Here is a 16,745-nt window from a genome sequence, read left to right as displayed (position 1 = left end):
CCCCCGTCGGCGGTCGTACGGCCGCGGCTAGTGCCGTTCGACCAGTACGGCGGTGCCCTGGCCGACCCCGACGCACATCGTGGCCAGGCCGCGGGCGGCGCCGGTGCGGCGCATGCGGTGCAGCAGGGTGGTGAGGATGCGGGCGCCGGAGCAGCCGAGCGGGTGGCCGAGGGCGATGGCGCCGCCGCTCGGGTTGACGAGGTCCTCGGCGATGCCGAGCTGGTCGACGCAGGCCAGCGCCTGAGCGGCGAACGCCTCGTTGAACTCGGCCTCCTCGATGTCGCCGACGCTCCAGCCCACGCGGCCGAGCGCCTTGCGGGTGGCGGGGACCGGACCGAGGCCCATGACGTCGGGGTGGACGCCGGCGGAGGCGCCGGCGACGTAGCGGCCGAGGGATTCGAGACCGAGGTCGTTCAGGGCCTCCTCGCTGACCAGGAGGAGCCCGGCGGCGCCGTCGTTCATCGGGGAGGCGTTGCCGGCGGTGACCGTGCCGCCCTCGCGGAAGACGGGTCTGAGGCGGGCCAGCTTGTCGTAGGAGGTGTCCTCGCGGACGCACTCGTCGCTCTCGACGACGGTGCCGTCGGGGCGCTCCACGGGCAGCAGTTCGTCGTCGAAGTGGCCGTCCTTGCGGGCCTGCGCGGCCAGCCGGTGGCTGCGCAGCGCGAACTCGTCCTGGCGTTCGCGGGCGATGCCGTGGCGCGCGGCCACCTCCTCCGCGGTCTCGCCCATGGCCAGCAGGCCGTGCAGGTCCTTCATGGCCGGGTTGACCAGGCGCCAGCCGAGCCGGGTGTCGTACGTCTCGATCCGGTGCGGCAGGGCCTCGTCGGGGCGGGGCAGCACGAAGGGGGCGCGGCTCATCGACTCCGAGCCGCCCGCGAGCACCACGTCGGCCTCGCCGGCGGCGATGGTGCGGGCCGCGGCGGTGACGGCCTCCAGGCCGGAGGCGCACAGCCGGTTGACCGTGGCGCCCGGCACCGACTCGGGCAGTCCGGCGAGCAGGACGGCCATCCGGGCGACGTTGCGGTTGTCCTCGCCGGCCTGGTTGGCGGCGCCCCAGTAGACGTCGTCGATGCGCGCCGGGTCGAGCGCGGGCACGTCGGCGACCAGGGCGCGGACCACCCGTGCGGCCAGGTCGTCGGGCCGGATGCCGGACAGGGCTCCGCGCAGCTTGCCGATGGGGGTGCGGCGGGCGGCCGCGAAGTGGACGGGGCGCACGACAGGACTCCTCAGACGGCTCACGGCCTCGCACGGACCATTAATTAGCACTGCTAGTTTTGGACTATAGACCTCGGACCGCCCCCCTGGGAAGATCCCTCCCCGGGCACCCGCCCCGAGCAACCTGGAGGAGACATGGTCGACGCCCGTCCGCACTCGGCGGCCGGAAGCCGGGGCGCGCTCCACGTCCACGAGTGGCCGCACCCCCGGCCCCGGTACGCCGCTCTCCTGGCGCACGGCTACGGCGAGCACGCCGGGCGCTACGAAGAGGTGGCCGGCGTCCTCGGGGAGCACGGCGCGGCCGTGTACGCGCCCGACCACATGGGCCACGGCAGGTCGGCGGGCGAGCGGGTGCTCGTGGAGGACTTCGAGGACGTGGTGGACGACGTGCACGCGGTGGCCGGCCTCGCCCGGGCCGCGCACCCGGGGCTCCCGCTGGTGCTGGTCGGCCACTCCATGGGCGGGCTGGTCTCCGCCCGCTACGCCCAGCGACGCGGCGCCGAGCTCGCCGCGCTGGTGCTGTCCGGCCCCGTCATCGGGGCCTGGGAACTGCCCGGCCGGCTGCTCGCCCTCGACGAGATCCCCGACACGCCCGTCAGCCCGGCCGCGCTCTCCCGGGACCCGGCGGTCGGCGCGGCCTACGCGGCCGACCCGCTGGTGTGGCACGGGCCGATGAGACGGCCGACGCTCCAGGCGTTCGCGCACACCCTCGCGGCCGTGGCGGAGGGCGGCGGCGTCGGGCCGCTGCCCCTGCTGTGGCTGCACGGCGCGGACGACCGGCTGGTCCCGCTCGCCGGGAGCCGGGTCGGGGTCGAGCGCCTCGCCGGGGACGGCGGCCTGACCGAGCGGATCTACCCCGGCGCCCGGCACGAGGTGTTCTGCGAGACGAACCGGGCCGAGGTGTTCGCGGACGTGACGCGCTTCCTGGACCGGGTCCTGGCGCGCTGAGCCGCCCCGGGCCCGGCTCCGCCGTTGTTTGCGCCGGTCGGCACCGGGCACCCGCGCGTCCATGGAGTGGTTGCGCAGTGCCGCCTGCGTGGGCGAGGACCCCGAGCTGTTCTTCCCCGTGGGCACCGTCGGACCGTCGCGGAGGGACATCGCCGCGGCCAAGCGCGTGTGTGCCCGCTGTCCCGTGATCACCCAGTGCCTGTCCTTCGCGCTCGGCAACGGACAGACCGCGGGTGTGTGGGGCGGGATGTGCGAGGAGGAGCGCGTCGCACTGCTCCGTACAGCCCAGGACGACGCCACAAGGAGAACCACCGTATGACTGTCGTGAAGAGCACGATTCCCGACTCCGCCCTCCAGGTCACCGGGGACGCGTTGCAGAGCACCCTCGTGGATCTTCTCGGGCTCTCGCTGATCGGCAAGCAGGCGCACTGGAACATCGTGGGACCCCGGTTCCGCTCCATCCACCTGCAGCTCGACGAAGTGGTGGCGGCGGCCCGCGAGTTCGCCGACACCGTCGCCGAGCGGGCCGCGGCGCTCGGCGTCTCCCCCGACGGCCGGCCGGAGACGATCGCCTCGGCGTTCACGCTGCCCGGCCCGAAGGACGGCTGGGTGCGCGACTCGGACGTCGTCGAAGTGATGGTCGAGTCCCTGGAGGCGGCCATCGTACGACTGCGCGAGCGCATCGAGGCGACCGACAAGCCCGACCCGGTCACCCAGGACCTGCTGATCTCCATCACCGCCGAACTGGAGAAGCAGCGCTGGATGTTCGCGGCCGAGAACGTCGCCCGCGAGAGCTGACCGGCGCGCGGCCTCCGCCGCGTCCGCCGCGTCCGCACCACGAACGAAAGGGGCACCCATGTCCGACGCCCTCGAACTCGACGCGCTGTGGGAGGACTTCCACCGCGTGGTCAACATGACCTCGCAGGAGCTGGCCGCCTGGCTGCGGGTCCGGGACGCCGGCGAGGACACCGAGCCGCTGCCCGACGACGCGGGCAGCCCCACCGGGCAGCATGTGCTGGCGATCCTCCAGAAACGGCGCACCGACCTGACCGACGACGACCTGCGGGTGATGCGCAAGGTCATCGACACCGTCACGTCCCAGGTGGACCTGGAGAACGAGCCCGAGCCGGAGGACGCCGGGGACACCGGCCGCCGGCACCGACTGATGACCCTCGGTCACGACCCGCTCAAGGCGGGCCGGTGACCGAGCGGCGCGACGGCCGCGCGGACCGGGACGGGCACGGGGACCGGGACGGCGGCCGGGTGCTGCACGAGCTGGTCGAGGCGCACGGCGAGACGTTCGCCGAGGAGGCCGGCATCACGCTGAAGGACACCCCCCAGCCGCTGTACCGGCTGCTGGTCCTCGCCGTCCTCCTCAGCGCCCGCATCCGCGGCTCGGTCGGCGTCGCCGCCGCCCGCGAGCTGGCCGAGGCGGGACTGCGCGATCCGCGCCGCATGGCCGACGCCGACTGGCAGGAGCGCGTGGACGCGCTCGGCCGCGGCGGCTACCGGCGCTACGACGAGCGCACCGCCACCCAGCTCGGCGAGGGCGCCGAGCTGGTGCTCGACCGGTGGGGCGGCGATCTGCGCCGGATGCACCAGGAGGCGGACGGCGACGTGAGCGCGCTGCGCGACCTGCTCCAGGAGGTGCCCGGCCTGGGACCGGCCGGCGCGGACATCTTCCTGCGCGAGGTCCAGGACGTGTGGCCCGAGCCGGCCCCCTACCTGGACGCCAAGGCGCTGTCCGGCGCCGAGCGGCTGGGGCTGCCCAAGGATCCCGGCCGGCTCGTCGACCTGGCCGGCGACACCCCGCCCGCCCATCTCGCGGCGGCACTGGTGCGCGCGGCCCTGGACAAGAAGATCGCCGACTCCGTCGCCTCCGGGTGAGCCTTCAAGCCTTCACGCACGGGCGGCGACGCCGGTCAGCGCGGCAGCCCCAGCAGACGGGCGACGGTGCGCAGGACGCCGTCGTCGTTGTTGGAGGGAGCCAGGTGGCGGGCGCGGCGGATCACCTCGGGGTGGGCGTTGGCCATGGCGAAGGACCACTCGGCGGCGTCCAGCATCTCCAGGTCGTTGAGGTAGTCGCCGAAAACCAGCGTCTGCGCGGGGGTGATGCCCGTGGCCCGCTGGAGCCGGCGCAGGGCCGCGCCCTTGTTCGCCGTGCGGTTCATCACGTCGACCCAGTGCTCGCCGGAGACCACGACCTGATGGGTCTCGGCGAACTCGGCCAGGGCGGGGGCCGTGGTCCGCTCCGCCGACCCGAAGTCGAAGAGGGCGACCTTGATGACCTCGTCGTCGACGTCGGTCGCGTCCGCCACCACCCGGCGCTCCACGTAGTACTTGCGGACCTCGGCAAGGAAGGCCTCGTCGGTCCGCTCGACGTAGGCGGACCGCTTGCCGCAGACGACCGCGCCCACGTCGGCGCCGCCGGCGACCAGCTCGCGCACGGCCCGCACCAGTCGCCCCGCGACCGCCGGGTCCATCGGGTCCGAGGTGAGCTCGACACCGTCGCGGACGACGTACGTGCCGTTCTCCGCGATGAACACCATGCCCTCGTCCGCGCCGGCGAACTGCTCGGCGAGCGTCGCGTACTGGCACCCGCTGGCCGGACTGAACAGCACGCCACGGCGGCGCAGCTCGGCCAGGACGGGCCACAGGCCCTCTGGGAAGCGCTTGGCGTCGTCGAGGAGCGTGCCGTCCATGTCGGTGACGATCAGCCGTATGTCGACCGGCCCACCGGGGCCGGCGGACGGCCCGGGAACGGTCTGCGGGCCGGGAACGGTCTGCGGGCCGGGGACGGTCTGCGGGCCGGGGACGGTGGCGAGGGCGGGGGCGGGGCCGGTGAGCAGGGGCGGTGGGGTGCTGGGCATGTCCTGGTCTCTGTGCGGGGCGCGGCGGCGCGCCGGGGTCCGAAGGCGGCGGTCGCGGTGCCGCGGCACCGTCCTCGCCGGCCTTCGAGGCAAACACGTCCGGCCGCCCCGGGGCAAACGCGTCCACCGGAGAAGCACAGGCCCGGTGGGGTCGAGTCCGCCGATTCCCGGGACACGCTGATCATCGGGCGGCACAATGGGCGGCGTCGGCACGACGGACACGAGAGCAACGACGGACACGAGAGCAATCTGGAGCGCAGACGTGACCGAGAGCCATCCTCCGCCGGGCGGGGAGGACGTATGACCACCCTCGCCGACCCCGTCCCCGGCGGACGCCCCGGCGACGTCGAGCGGGCGACCGCGCTCGCCGGCGAACTGGCCGGGCGGGGCGTGCACGGTGTCGTGCTGGCCTACGTCGACACCGCGGGCATCACCCGGGTCAAGACGGTCCCGGTGGCGAAGCTGGCCTCGGCGGCGGCCTGGGGCGTGGGCATGTCGCCGGTGTTCGACACCTTCCTGGCGAACGACTCGATCGTCACCACCGACGTCCTCGGCTCCCCGGACGGCGATCTGCGCCTCTACCCCGACCTCGACCGGCTGGTGGCCCTCGCCGGGCAGCCCGGCTGGGCGTGGGCGCCGGTGGACCGGATCACCCAGGACGGCGAGCCGCACCCCGGCTGCGCCCGGACCTTCCTGCGCCGGATCGCCGCGGACGCCGAGCGGCGCCACGGCCTCGTCTTCAAGGCGTCCATCGAGATCGAGTGGTCCGTCGGCACGGACACGACGCCCACGGACCGCTTCGAGCCCGCGGCGACGGGACCGGCGTACGGGGCGGCGCGCCAGGTGGAGCTGAGCGACTTCCTGGCGGAGCTGCTCGCCGCCTGCGCGGCCCAGGGGGTGGACGTCGACCAGGTCCATCCCGAGTACGCCGCCGGGCAGTTCGAGATCTCGGTCGGCGCGCTGGACCCGGTGGCGGCGGCCGACCGCAGCGTGCTGGTGCGCCAGACCGTCAGGGCCGTGGCCCAGCGGCACGCGCTGCGGGTCTCCTTCGCCCCGGCCGTCGGAGCCGAGGGCGTCGGCAACGGCGGCCATGTCCACCTCTCCGCCTGGCGCGACGGCGCCAACCTGCACGCCGGCGGCGAGGGCCGGCACGGGATGACGGCCGGCGCCGAGGCGTTCACCGCCGGGGTGCTGGCCCATCTGCCCGCGCTCACCGCCGTGACCGCGCCGAGCCCGGCCAGCTACCTCAGGCTGCGGCCGTCCCAGTGGGCGGGGGTGTTCACCGCCTGGGGGCTGGAGACCCGCGAGGCGGCGCTGCGCGTCGTCACCGGCACCCGGGGTCTGCGCGACCGGGCCGCCAACCTGGAGGTCAAGCCGGTCGACCTGGCCGCCAACCCCTACCTGGCGCTCGGCTGTCTGATCGCCGCCGGGCTGGACGGCATGGCGTCCTCAGCGGCACTGCCCGAGGAGATCACCGGCGATCCGGCGCGCCTCGACGCCGAGCGGGCCGCGGCGCGGGGCGTACGGCGGCTTCCGGCCGGGCTGGCGGAGGCGGTCGCGGAGTTCCGGAAGGACGCGGTGCTGCGCGACGCGCTCGGGCCGGTGCTGGCCGACGCGGTGGCCGCCGTCCGGGAGGGCGAGGTCGCGGCCGTGGCCGGGCTGGACGACGAGCGGGTCGCAGCGGCCTACCGCTGGAAGTACTGATGTCCGGACCGGTGGACGAGGAGCTCGCAGCGCTGCCGCTGGTGGACCACCACTGCCACGGCGTGGTCACCGCCGACCTCGACCGGACCGGGTTCGAGTCGCTGCTCACCGAGGGCGAGGTGTGGCCGGGCAGCGGGATCTCACCGTTCGACACGCCGGTCGGCGTGGCCGTGCGCCGGCACTGCGCACCGGTGCTGGACCTGCCGCGGCACGCCCCGGCCGACGCGTACCTGGCGCGCCGGACGGAGCTGGGCGCGCGCGAGGTGAACCGGCGGTTCCTCGCCGCCGCGGGCACGGCCGCCCTCTGCGTCGACACCGGCTTCGCGCCCGAGCGCCTCACCAACCCGGCCGAGCTGGCGGAGCCCTCCGGGGCGGCTGCCTACGAGGTCGTACGGCTGGAGAGCCTCGCGGAGGCCGTGGCGGCGAACGGGGTGACGGCCGGCGGGTACGGGGCCGCGGTGCGGGCCGCCGCCGAGGAGGCCGTGCGGCGGCCCGGCGTGGTGGCGGTGAAGTCGGTGGCCGCCTACCGCACCGGCTTCGCCCTGGACCCGGCCCGCCCCCGCGACACGGAGGTGGCGCGGGCGGCGGCCGGTTGGCTCGCCCGCCCCGGCGCCCGCCTGGACGACCCGGTCCTCGTACGCCACCTGCTGTGGACGGCCGTCGGCCTGGGCGTGCCGCTCCAGCTGCACACCGGGTTCGGCGACGGTGACCTGCGGCTGCACCGGGCGGATCCGGCTCTGCTGACCGACTGGCTGCGCCTGGTCGCGGGCACGGTCCCGGTCATGCTGCTGCACTGCTGGCCCTACCAGCGGCAGGCCGCCTATCTGGCCGCCGTGTTCGAGCAGGTCTACCTGGACGTCGGCCTCGCCCTGCACCACGTCGGCCCCGCCCGGGCCGGCGCGGTCCTGGCGGAGGCGCTGGAGATCACACCGTTCCGCAAGCTGCTCTACAGCTCCGACGCGTACGGGCTGGCCGAGTTCCACCACCTGGGCGCGGTGGCGTTCCGGCGGGGCCTCGCCGGCCTGCTGCGGGAGCGGGTGTCCGCCGACGAGATGAGCCGGGCCGACGCGCTCAGGATCGCCCGGTGGACGGGGCGGGACAACGCACGGCGGGTGTACGGGCTCGCCCCTCCCGCCGGGCCGGCCCCGGCGGCCGGGACCGGACCGGCCGCACCGGTCCCACCCATCGAGAACGACTGAAAGTATGATCAAGCAATGTCTGACATGACCGAGACCACGCCCGGTTGGCTGACCACGGACGAGCTGGAGGCGGCGCGTGCCCGGATGCCGATCCTGTACGTCGAGGCGGTTCCCGTGCGCGTCGACGACAGCGGTGAAGTGACCAGTATCGGCCTGCTGCTGCGCATCGGGCCGGACGGCACGGTCAGCCGCACCCTGGTCTCCGGCCGGGTGCTGCACCACGAGCGGGTGCGCGACGCGCTGCTGCGCCATCTGGAGAAGGACCTCGGCCCGGTGGCGCTGCCCCGCGTGCCCGCCTCCCTGCAGCCCTTCACCGTCGCCGAGTACTTCCCGACGGCGGGCGTCACGCCGTACCACGATCCGCGCCAGCACGCGGTGTCGCTTGCCTACATCGTGCCGGTGACCGGCGACTGCCGCCCCCGGCAGGACGCGCTGGACCTGGTCTGGTTCAGCCCGCAGGAGGCGGCCTCGGAGGCGGTGCAGGGCGAGATGCCGGGCGGACACGGGGTGCTGCTCAAGCAGGCCCTCGCCCACGTGGGCCACGTCGGCTGACGCCCGCCGGGGCCCGTTCGGCTCCCGGCGGGCGCCCACCGTCGCCGGCCTACGCGGCGGTCTCCCGCGCGCGGACGGCCCCGCGGTCCGCCTCCGTCATGAGGTGGTCGGCGGGCGCGTCCGGGTCGAGCAGCCGGCCCAGTCTGGCCGGCACGTCGAAGCCGACGAGGAGCACCACGATCATCGTCCCGGCGAACGTCAGCACGGCCAGGGCCCGGCCCAGGTCCATGCCGGAGGCCAGGTGGGCGCCGAGGACCGGTGCCACCGCACCGCCCAGGGCGCCCACGTTGTAGGTGAAGCCGAGGGCCGCGCCGCGGGTGTGGGTCGGGAAGTGGCCGCCGATGTAGCGGGGCAGCAGACCGGAGATGCCGAAGCTGGTGGCCTGCAGCACGAACAGCAGCACACCGAGCAGCGGCAGGCTGTCGCGTACCGCGAAGACCGGGAAGACGAAGACCAGCGAGGCCAGCAGCGTGAAGGCGTACGCCTTCCTGGTGCCGATCCAGTCGCCGACGAACCCGGCGAGCCAGCAGCCCGCCATGGTGCCGAAGCCCGCGTAGAACAGGGCGTCGGTGACCTGACCGGGGTCGTAGCCGAGGTCGGTCTTCAGATAGGTGGGCAGCAGCGCCTGGATGGGCCAGGAGTACAGGAACGCGAAGAAGATCGTGACGATCATCGACACGTACAGCAGCCAGCCGCGCCGGCCGCCCAGCTGCACGGCGAAGGCGATCAGGCAGGCGCCGGCGATCACGGACAGGACGGGGACCGCGCCGTCGCCGAGCGGGGTGAAGACCGCGAAGAGGCAGACGGTGGCCGCCGCGGCCAGCGTCAGGTTGACGGTGGCCCTGGCCGGGGTGGAGAACAGCGGGCGGAACGGGTTGGGCCGCTGGTCGCGTTCGGCGACGGAGGCCTGCCAGTCGCCGGCCTCGGGCAGCGCGCGGCGCATCCACAGCGCGATCACCACCGGGATCAGTCCCAGGTAGAACATCCAGCGCCAGCCGAGGGCCGGGACGACCCACTTGTAGACCTCGGCGGCCAGGACGGTGCCCACCGAGTAGCCGGAGATCAGGAACCCGCTGGCCCGGTTGCGCATGTGCACCGGCCAGCTCTCCATGACGTAGGTGGCACTGGCCGAGTACTCCCCGGCCATGCCCATGCCGATGGCGAGCCGGGCGACGAACAGGCTGGTGTAGTCCCAGGCGAAACCGCAGGCGAAGCTGCCGACGGAGTACAGCAGGATGCTGACCACCATGGACAGTTTGCGGCCGAAGCGGTCCCCGAGGGCGCCGAGCACCGCGCCGCCGAGCCAGCGGGTGATGAAGGCGGCGGAGACGAGGCTCGCCGCCTGCACCGTGTCGAGGTGGAAGTCGTCGCTGATCTCGGTGAGCACGAGGGTGATCAGCACGAAGTCGAAGCCGTCGAGCAGGTAACCGATCCAGGCGGCGAAGAACGACTTCCACTGACTGCGGCCCACTTGGCGGTACCAGGGCGACCGCGGTGGCGCGGTGGTGTGGTGCACGGTGACTCCAGGATGCCGGACGGGCTCGCCGTCGAGCGCCGTCGGATGTGCGGATCCGCCCTACGGGCGGGTGAGGTGTGTCACGAAGCGGTGGGTGAGGGCGGTCGGGGCGGTGATGGCGGTGCCCACGACGACGCTGTGGGCGCCCCGGGCGAGCGCGGCGGCGGCTTCCTCGGGGGTGCCTACGCGCCCCTCCGCGACGACCGGGGTGTCGGTCGCGCGGGCGAGGGCGGCGACCAGTTCCAGGTCGGGGCCGGACCGGCGCGGGGAGCCGGGCACGTATCCCGACAGGGTGGAGGAGACGAAGTCGGCGCCCTGCCGGGCGGCCACCACGCCTTCCTCCAGGGTGGCGACGTCGGCCATGACCAGGGCTCCGGCGCCGTGCACGGCCTCGACGAGGTCCGCGAAGGAGCTGCCGTCAGGGCGCGGGCGCGCCGTCGCGTCCGCGGCGACCACATGGGCGCCGGCCTCGGCCACGGCGAGGGCGTGGCGCACCGTCGGGGTGATGTAGACGCCGGTGTCGCCGTCCTTCCACAGCCCGATCACGGGCAGGTCGACGGCGGCGGCGACGGCGGCCACCACCTCGGGTTCGTTGACGCGGACGGCGGCCGCGCCGCCCGCCTCGGCGGAACGCGCGAGCCGGACCAGCGTCGCGGTGTCCCGCATGGGGTCGCCGGGCGGGGCCTGGCAGGAGACGATCAGCCGGCCCTGGACGGCGGCGACTACGGACGAGGTCATACGGGTGTCCTCCTGAGGTGTGCGGGGACGGAGGGTCGGGAGGGACGCGGTCACACCCGGTACGGGGCGGGGGCGTCCTCGTGCGGGCTCTGCGCGGGGGCGCCGCGCGGGGCGGGGGCGGAGGCGGGGGACGGTGCGTCGCGCGCGGCACGGGCCGGGGCCGGTGCGTCGTGCACGGTCCGGGCCGGGGCCCGTGGGGTGTGCCCGGGTGCGGGTGGGGCGTGCGGGCTCGGCGTCGCCGAGCCGTGCGGGAAAGCCGTACGGGTGAGGAGGGCGGCGCCCAGTACGGCGGCGTCGGCGCCCAGGCGTGGGGGCGCGGGGCGCAAGTGCCGCAACGGGGCCATCAGCTCGGCGGTGAAGGCGTCCGTCAGCGCCGACCAGTACAGGTCGCCGATGTGCGGCACACCGCCGCCCACGACGACGCGGCCCGGTCCGAGGGTGTTGGCCAGTCCGCCGACGACACGCCCCGTGGCGCGCGCTCCGGTGGTGATCGCCAGCCGCGCCACGGCGTCGCCCGCCGCGGCGCGCCCGGCCACCTCCTGCAGACGCCCGGCCGCCTGCCCGCTCAGGCGTTCGTAGAGGGCGGTGATCGCGGGGCCCGAGGCGACCGCCTCCAGGTGGCCGCTCCCGCCGCAGGTGCAGGGCAGGTCCCCGGCCTCCGGGCTGGGCACGTGCCCGAGGTGGCCCGCGATGCCGGCGCTGCCGTGCAGCATCCGACCGTCCACGGCCACCGCCCCGCCCACCCCGGTGCCCACGGCGACGTAGAGGAGGGAGGCGTCCGGCCCGGTCAGGGCGGCGAGTTCGGTGACGGCGGTGGCCCGCACGTCGTTGTCGCAGGCCACCGGCAGCCCGGTGCGGTCGTGGAGGCCCGCGGCCAGGGCGGTGCCGGCCCAGCCGGAGATGGAGTCGGTGGCGCTGGTGACGACACCGCCGCGCGGGTCCACGACGCCCGCGGCGGCGACACCGATCGCCTCGGCGCCGTCGTCCACCTCCCGGGCCGCGCCGGCCAGTGCGTCGAGCACCGCTCGCGCACCCGCCCGCGCCGGGGTGGGCCGGGTGTGCCGGCGCAGTACGGCGCCGTCCGGCCCGACCAGGGCGGCCGCGATCTTGGTGCCGCCGAGGTCGAGACCGATGACCGGCCCGGCGCCCCGCTGCGTGGGAGGGGTCATCGGACCGGGGCGAGTCCGGCCGCGCGCAGCCGGGCGTCGACCTCGGCGACGGCGGCGGCGCCCAGCTGGATCTGCGGGAACGCGGTGTCGCCGCAGGCGACGACGCCCAGCAGGCGCAGGGCCGTCTTGAACGCGCCGAGCGCGGAGGAACTGCGGCCCATGTCGGCCTCGGGGCCCACGTCCACCATGGCGAACAGGGCGGCCAGCCGTTCCTGCTCCTCGGCGGCCAGCGACCAGTCGCCGGACCGGGCGGCGTCGTAGAGGCGGACGTATCCGGCGGGGTCGACGTTGCCGAGGCCGGGGACGACGCCGTCGACGCCGGCGAGCAGGGCGGCGTCCACCGTCAGTTCGGACCCGGTGAGGACGGAGAAACCGGGGACCGGTCCCGTGCCGCGGCCCTCGCGCCCGCCGAGTGCGAGGAGCAGACGGCGCAGGGAACCCTCGTCACCGCTGCTGTCCTTGATGCCGGCCAGGGTGCCGTCGGCGGCCAGGTCGAGCACCAGGGCGGGCGACAGCTTGCTGTGCACGGACACCGGCAGGTCGTAGGCGAACAGCGGCAGGTCCGCCCGCTCGCGGATCCGGCGGAAGTGTCCGGCGATCTCCCGGGGGTGGGTGCGGGTGTAGAAGGGCGCGGTGGCCACCAGGCCGTCCGCACCGAGCTGGGCCGCGTCGCGGGCGTGGTCGAGGACGCGGGCGGTGGTCGTGTCGATGACGCCGGCGAGCACCGGCACCCGGCCGTCGACCGTGTTGACCACCGTCTCCAGGGCGATGCTCCGCTGCTCGTCGGTGAGGTAGGCGACCTCGCTGGTGGAGCCGAGGGCGAAGAGCCCGTGGACGCCGCCGCCGATCAGGTGCTCGACCAGACGGGACAGGGAGGCGGTGTCGACCTCCCCGGCGTCGTCGAGGGGGGTGCAGACGGGCGGTACGACCCCGCGCAGGGGTGTGGTCAAGGGCATGGGGGCTACTCCGTGAAGCTGAGACGTATGACGTCTGACGTCTGAACCTTAGGCATTGCCCGCCGGGGAAGGTCAAGAGTGGGGTGGGTCACACGACGGGAACCGATCAGTCATGAGCATGACAATAGAGACGGAGCAGAGTGCGCGAGCCCGGCGGCACGCCGACGGCGCGGAAAGCGTGGCGCCGGATGCGCCGGGAAGGCCGCCGGGGAGCGCCGGGGGGTCGCCCGACAGCGCCGGGGAGGCCGCCTGGGAGCGCCGGGGAGGCCGGTCGATCAGGCGATCGACGCGGCCTTCTCCGGCACTTCCGCGCCCGCCGGGTCCGTGTCCGCCGTGCCCGAGTCCGTCGCGTCCGCGGCGCCCGTGGCGGTCCGGGCATCGGCCAGCCGCCTGCGCACCGGCGCGTAGTGGCCGGCCAGGGCGCGGACGAAGCCCTGCGCGTCACCCTCCCTGGCCGCGCGCACGATCGCACGGTGGTCGGCGATCGTCCCCGCCTCGTCCTCCGCCGTGAGTCCCTGCAGGTGCGGCGCGACGATGGCGTAGACGTCCCAGAAGGCGAGCGACAACTGACTGACGAGCCTGTTGCCCAGCGGCTCCATCAGCCGCTCGTGGAAGGCGCGGTCACAGGCGGCGAAGCCCTCGCCGTCGTGGGCGCCGCGCAGATCCATCTCGTCGACCAGGCCGTCGAGGGCGTCGAGGTCCTCCGGCGCCAGCGTGGCCAGGATGCGCTCGGCCAGGCCGCATTCGATCAGCTCGCGGACCTCGATCAGCTCGGCGAGGACCCGGAAGTCGTCCTTGGGGCTGAGCAGCCCCCGGAAGGCCAGGCCCTCGACCAGCGCGGAGAGTCCGAGCCGGCCCACATAGGTGCCGTGGCCGCGCCGCACCTCCACGATGTCCAGCACGGCCAGCGTCTTCACCGCCTCGCGGATGCTGGACCGGCTGGCGCCCAGGGCGGTGCACAGCTCGGCCTCGGACGGCAGCGGGTCCCCCGGCTTCAGGCGGTTGTCGAGGATGTAGCTCTTGATCGCCTCCGCGACCTCCTGTCGCAGCGACGGCCGGACCGCCGTCCGGAACTCCTGCGGACGCGACGGGTTCACCTGGTGCCTCCCTCTGCTGGCAAAGCCATCTCCCTAGGCTATCAAGGCGAGCGGGAGACATCAGACGTCTGATGCTCAGAGGGCGGCGGCTCGGTGGGTCGGGCGGCCCTCGACCACCGTGAGCAGGACCGGGAGCGCGGCCAGGTCCTCGTCGGCCACGTCGAGGGGGTTGTCGGCGAGGACGGTGAGGTCCGCGCGGTGTCCGACCGCGAGCCGGCCGGCCTCGTGCTCCTCCCCCGCCGCCCACGCCGGGTTGAGGGTGATGCCGCGCAGCGCCTGGAGCGGCGTCAGGGCCTGGTCGGGGCCGTGTGGCGGCAGGGAGAGGTCGCCGGGGCGGCGGTGCCGGGCGCCGGCCATGACACCGAGCGGCGGGAAGGGGGCGATGGGCCAGTCGGAGCCGAGTACGACCCGGGCGCCGGCCTCCCACAGATCGCGGCAGCGGAAGGCGCGCGAGGCGCGTTCCTCGCCGAGCCGGCGGGACCAGTTGTCCGTGTGGTCGGCACGGGTGTACTCGCAGCAGTGGGTGGGCTGCATCGAGGCCGTGACGCCCAGCCGGGCGAACCTGGGCACCGTGTCGTCGGGGACGGTCTCGATGTGCTCCACCCGGTGGCGTACCGGCGCGCCGCCCTCGGCCTGGGCCTTCTCGACCGAGTCCAGCACGTGGCGGACCGCGGCGTCCCCGATGGCGTGGGTGGCCGTGGGGACCTGGGCCCGGTGGAGTTCGGCGACCACCTGGCCGTACCGCTCGGGGTCGGGCCAGAAGGCGTGGGTGGACTCGCCGTGGCAGTCGGGGCGTTCGAGCCAGGCGGTGCCGTTGTCGATGGTGCCGTCCATGAACATCTTCACTCCGGCGACCCGCCACAGCCTGCCGCCGGTGCCCTGGAGCCGGATCAGCTCGGCCACCGCGTCGGCGTCGGCCCCCGGCTGGCACCAGGGGGCCACCCGGAAGCGGAGCGGCAGCGTGCCGTCCGCCTCCAGCGCGGCGTAGACGGCGAGGCTCGCGCCGTTGGCGTCCATGGCGTGGCCGCCGGTCAGACCCGTCGCGGCCATGGCGCGCAGCACTTCGGCGGTGCGCGCCCTCACCTCCGCCTCGGTGGGCTTGGGGGCGGCGGCCTCGACGAGTTCGCAGGCGGCGTCCTCCAGCAGCAGCCCGGTGGGTCGGCCCTCGCTGTCGCAGACGATCTCGGCGGCCTGCTCGAAGGAGCGGGGGCCGTCGACGCCGGCCAGTTCCAGGGCGCGGGCGCTGGCCAGTGCGGAGTGGCCGTCGAAGAGGTCGAGGAGGGCGGGGACGCCGTCGAGGACCGGGCCGAGGGCGGCGGCGCCGACCGGCTCGCCGCCGAAGACGTTCGGGTCGAGGCCCCAGCCACGCAACCAGGTGCCGGGGGCGAGCCGCGCGGCCTGCCCGGCGAGCGCCGCGCGTACGGCGGCGAGGTCGCGGCAGCCGGAGAGGTCGACTCCCATGGTGCGCTCGGCGCCGGACACGGGGTGCAGGTGGCCGTCGGTGAAGCCGGGGGTGACGACCGCGTTCTTCAGGTCGATCACGGTGGTGGCGGGTCCGGCGAGGGCCCGCAGTTCGCGGTCGTCGCCGAGGTGGGTGATGCGGCCGGAGCGCGCGGCCAGTGCGGTGTGCGGGAGCAGGGCGCCCGTGTCCGGGTCCAGCAGTCGGGCGGAGAGGAGGACGAGATCGGGGGACACGGCTGTGCTCCTTCGGGACGGGGTTGGTGGGGGTGAGGGTTTCGGGTGCTTCCGCGGCTGGGGGTGGGGTGTGCTGCTCGGTTCTGTGCTGGGGGTGGGGTGCCGGCAAAGGGGCGTGCTGCGGGTGGTGGGGATGGCTGGTCACGGGGGTGGTTGGGGGCTGGTGGTGGGGCTGGTGATGGTTTCCGCCCCCGCCGCCCCTTCCCTTCCCGTCCCCGGGGGCTCTGCCCCCGGACCCCCGGTCCCCGGACCCCGGCCGCCGGGCCCACGGCCTTTCCGGCTTGCTCCGCTCAGGTCGGGCGCGGATGTGTGGGGACCGGGCGCGCGGTTCCCCGCGCCCCGGGGCGGGTGCCTTCGGCCCCCGCACCGGAGCCTGTCGGAAGTTCAGGGGCGCGGGTGGGAGGCGAGGGTGTCGGGGGGCAGGCCCAGTTCGCGTTCCGCTGTGGTGGCGGCCAGGCGGATCACCGCCGGGGGTCGGTCGGGGGTGCCGGCGGAGTTGGCGTGGGCTCCGAGGCCGTCGAGGACGACCAGGATCTGGATCGCCGCCACGAGCGGGTCGTCCGTACGGAACTCCCCCGCCGCCACTCCCTCCTTGATCAGGCCCTCCAGACGGCCGCGCCACGCGGCCTCCTGGCCGGCGACCCGGTCGCGCAGCACCGGCCGGTAGCGGCTCAGGTGCCGGGCATTGATCCACAGCCGGCTGATCGCGTCGTAGTCGTCCCCCACCGTGCGGGCCAGGAAGCGGGCCATGTGCCGCAGGGGCGTGTCGCCGGCCCGGTCGAGCGGGAGCAGGGTGTCCAGTTCTCCGGACGCCGCGCTGCCGAAGGCCTCCGCCACCAGATCGTCCACCGCGGGGAAATAGTGGCTGATCAGTCCCGGGCGGACGTCGAGTTCTTCGCCGATCCGGCGCAGGGTGATGCACTCCAGGCCCTCGGCCAGGGCGATCGCCGCTGCCGCGTCGACGATTTCCGCGCGTCGGGTGGCCGGATCCTTGCGAACTCTCTTGCGACTGACGCTTGACGACATGTGCCGGATGCTATTGAGTGTGCGACCAATAAGCAAGCGGCTGCCAGCACGCGGAGGGAC

Annotated in this window: 16 protein-coding genes and 1 pseudogene; 8 read left to right on the top strand and 9 right to left on the bottom strand. The window is 74.8% G+C overall.

The window, feature by feature from the left end; translation table 11 throughout:
* Positions 1–27: 27 nt before the first annotated feature.
* Positions 28–1,215 carry a thiolase family protein gene (locus ACH5A8_RS22920; RefSeq protein ID WP_399004730.1) on the bottom strand — a complete coding sequence of 396 codons (1,188 nt, stop codon included), beginning with the start codon at positions 1,213–1,215 and terminating at the stop codon, positions 28–30.
* Positions 1,216–1,350: 135 nt separating this feature from the next.
* Between ACH5A8_RS22920 and ACH5A8_RS22915 the strand changes: the two genes are divergently transcribed.
* The 5 genes from ACH5A8_RS22915 (at position 1,351) to ACH5A8_RS22895 (ending at position 4,050) form a co-directional block, all read left to right on the top strand.
* The gene (locus ACH5A8_RS22915) at positions 1,351–2,163 is read left to right on the top strand and encodes a lysophospholipase (RefSeq protein ID WP_399004728.1); all 813 of its coding nucleotides are present in this window, start codon (positions 1,351–1,353) and stop codon (positions 2,161–2,163) included.
* A gap of 61 nt (positions 2,164–2,224) precedes the next feature.
* Positions 2,225–2,482: a WhiB family transcriptional regulator gene (locus ACH5A8_RS22910; protein WP_399004726.1), complete on the top strand. Its 258-nt coding sequence runs from the start codon at positions 2,225–2,227 to the stop codon at positions 2,480–2,482.
* Entirely contained in the window at positions 2,479–2,961 is a 483-nt protein-coding gene (locus ACH5A8_RS22905; protein ID WP_399004724.1) for a Dps family protein, read from the top strand. Before ACH5A8_RS22910 ends, ACH5A8_RS22905 begins: the two co-directional genes overlap by 4 nt.
* A gap of 58 nt (positions 2,962–3,019) precedes the next feature.
* Positions 3,020–3,367, top strand: a complete 348-nt coding sequence (locus ACH5A8_RS22900; protein ID WP_399004722.1) for a DUF3140 domain-containing protein — start codon at positions 3,020–3,022, stop codon at positions 3,365–3,367.
* The gene (locus tag ACH5A8_RS22895) at positions 3,364–4,050 is read left to right on the top strand and encodes an endonuclease (RefSeq protein WP_399004720.1); all 687 of its coding nucleotides are present in this window, start codon (positions 3,364–3,366) and stop codon (positions 4,048–4,050) included. The genes ACH5A8_RS22900 and ACH5A8_RS22895 overlap by 4 nt, the downstream gene beginning before the upstream one ends.
* Positions 4,051–4,085: 35 nt before the next feature.
* On the opposite strand, the gene ACH5A8_RS22890 is transcribed toward ACH5A8_RS22895, so the two are convergent.
* A complete protein-coding gene (locus ACH5A8_RS22890) occupies positions 4,086–5,033 on the bottom strand; it encodes a Cof-type HAD-IIB family hydrolase (protein ID WP_399004718.1) in 948 nt (315 codons plus the stop codon).
* Positions 5,034–5,333: 300 nt separating this feature from the next.
* On the opposite strand from ACH5A8_RS22890, the gene ACH5A8_RS22885 reads away from it, so the two are divergent.
* The 3 genes from ACH5A8_RS22885 to ACH5A8_RS22875 are packed head-to-tail and all read left to right on the top strand — an operon-like array spanning position 5,334 to position 8,488.
* A complete protein-coding gene (locus tag ACH5A8_RS22885) occupies positions 5,334–6,737 on the top strand; it encodes a glutamine synthetase (protein ID WP_399004716.1) in 1,404 nt (467 codons plus the stop codon).
* Positions 6,737–7,936, top strand: a complete 1,200-nt coding sequence (locus tag ACH5A8_RS22880; protein WP_399004714.1) for an amidohydrolase family protein — start codon at positions 6,737–6,739, stop codon at positions 7,934–7,936. The genes ACH5A8_RS22885 and ACH5A8_RS22880 overlap by 1 nt, the downstream gene beginning before the upstream one ends.
* 24 nt (positions 7,937–7,960) lie before the next feature.
* Positions 7,961–8,488: an NUDIX hydrolase family protein gene (locus ACH5A8_RS22875; protein ID WP_399005297.1), complete on the top strand. Its 528-nt coding sequence runs from the start codon at positions 7,961–7,963 to the stop codon at positions 8,486–8,488.
* A 49-nt stretch (positions 8,489–8,537) separates the two neighbouring features.
* Here ACH5A8_RS22875 and ACH5A8_RS22870 read toward each other — a convergent pair whose 3' ends face one another.
* The 7 genes and pseudogenes from ACH5A8_RS22870 to ACH5A8_RS22840 all read right to left on the bottom strand — a co-directional run bounded on the left by ACH5A8_RS22870 (position 8,538) and on the right by ACH5A8_RS22840 (position 16,685).
* Positions 8,538–10,004, bottom strand: a complete 1,467-nt coding sequence (locus ACH5A8_RS22870) for a sialate:H+ symport family MFS transporter (RefSeq protein WP_399004712.1) — start codon at positions 10,002–10,004, stop codon at positions 8,538–8,540.
* A gap of 60 nt (positions 10,005–10,064) precedes the next feature.
* Positions 10,065–10,742 (bottom strand): N-acetylmannosamine-6-phosphate 2-epimerase, encoded by a 678-nt coding sequence (locus tag ACH5A8_RS22865; RefSeq protein ID WP_399004710.1) that lies wholly within the window; start codon positions 10,740–10,742, stop codon positions 10,065–10,067.
* A gap of 257 nt (positions 10,743–10,999) precedes the next feature.
* A pseudogene (locus ACH5A8_RS22860) lies at positions 11,000–11,911 on the bottom strand (ROK family protein); the annotation flags it as partial.
* Positions 11,908–12,867 carry a dihydrodipicolinate synthase family protein gene (locus ACH5A8_RS22855; RefSeq protein WP_399004708.1) on the bottom strand — a complete coding sequence of 320 codons (960 nt, stop codon included), beginning with the start codon at positions 12,865–12,867 and terminating at the stop codon, positions 11,908–11,910. The gene ACH5A8_RS22855 and the pseudogene ACH5A8_RS22860, both read right to left, overlap by 4 nt.
* 275 nt (positions 12,868–13,142) lie before the next feature.
* Positions 13,143–13,964 carry a FadR/GntR family transcriptional regulator gene (locus ACH5A8_RS22850; protein ID WP_399004706.1) on the bottom strand — a complete coding sequence of 274 codons (822 nt, stop codon included), beginning with the start codon at positions 13,962–13,964 and terminating at the stop codon, positions 13,143–13,145.
* Positions 13,965–14,039: 75 nt separating this feature from the next.
* Entirely contained in the window at positions 14,040–15,659 is a 1,620-nt protein-coding gene (locus ACH5A8_RS22845; RefSeq protein WP_399004704.1) for an amidohydrolase, read from the bottom strand.
* A 384-nt stretch (positions 15,660–16,043) separates the two neighbouring features.
* Positions 16,044–16,685 carry a TetR/AcrR family transcriptional regulator gene (locus tag ACH5A8_RS22840; protein ID WP_399004702.1) on the bottom strand — a complete coding sequence of 214 codons (642 nt, stop codon included), beginning with the start codon at positions 16,683–16,685 and terminating at the stop codon, positions 16,044–16,046.
* Positions 16,686–16,745 lie beyond the last annotated feature (60 nt).

This window comes from Streptomyces sp. NPDC018610, from assembly GCF_044391765.1.
GTDB lineage: Bacteria > Actinomycetota > Actinomycetes > Streptomycetales > Streptomycetaceae > Streptomyces.
The sequence above is the reverse complement of the archived record's forward strand: the minus strand, read 5'-3'. Positions and strand labels throughout refer to the sequence as shown.

Excerpts from the sequence above, each read along its gene's own strand:
- ACH5A8_RS22915 (WP_399004728.1), top strand. The coding sequence starts at position 1,351 with ATGGTCGACGCCCGTCCGCACTCGGCGGCCGGAAGCCGGGGCGCGCTC.
- ACH5A8_RS22910 (WP_399004726.1), top strand. The coding sequence starts at position 2,225 with ATGGAGTGGTTGCGCAGTGCCGCCTGCGTGGGCGAGGACCCCGAGCTG.
- ACH5A8_RS22905 (WP_399004724.1), top strand. The coding sequence starts at position 2,479 with ATGACTGTCGTGAAGAGCACGATTCCCGACTCCGCCCTCCAGGTCACC.
- ACH5A8_RS22900 (WP_399004722.1), top strand. The coding sequence starts at position 3,020 with ATGTCCGACGCCCTCGAACTCGACGCGCTGTGGGAGGACTTCCACCGC.
- ACH5A8_RS22890 (WP_399004718.1), bottom strand. The coding sequence starts at position 5,033 with ATGCCCAGCACCCCACCGCCCCTGCTCACCGGCCCCGCCCCCGCCCTC.
- ACH5A8_RS22885 (WP_399004716.1), top strand. The coding sequence starts at position 5,334 with ATGACCACCCTCGCCGACCCCGTCCCCGGCGGACGCCCCGGCGACGTC.
- ACH5A8_RS22880 (WP_399004714.1), top strand. The coding sequence starts at position 6,737 with ATGTCCGGACCGGTGGACGAGGAGCTCGCAGCGCTGCCGCTGGTGGAC.
- ACH5A8_RS22875 (WP_399005297.1), top strand. The coding sequence starts at position 7,961 with ATGACCGAGACCACGCCCGGTTGGCTGACCACGGACGAGCTGGAGGCG.
- ACH5A8_RS22865 (WP_399004710.1), bottom strand. The coding sequence starts at position 10,742 with ATGACCTCGTCCGTAGTCGCCGCCGTCCAGGGCCGGCTGATCGTCTCC.
- ACH5A8_RS22855 (WP_399004708.1), bottom strand. The coding sequence starts at position 12,867 with ATGCCCTTGACCACACCCCTGCGCGGGGTCGTACCGCCCGTCTGCACC.
- ACH5A8_RS22840 (WP_399004702.1), bottom strand. The coding sequence starts at position 16,685 with ATGTCGTCAAGCGTCAGTCGCAAGAGAGTTCGCAAGGATCCGGCCACC.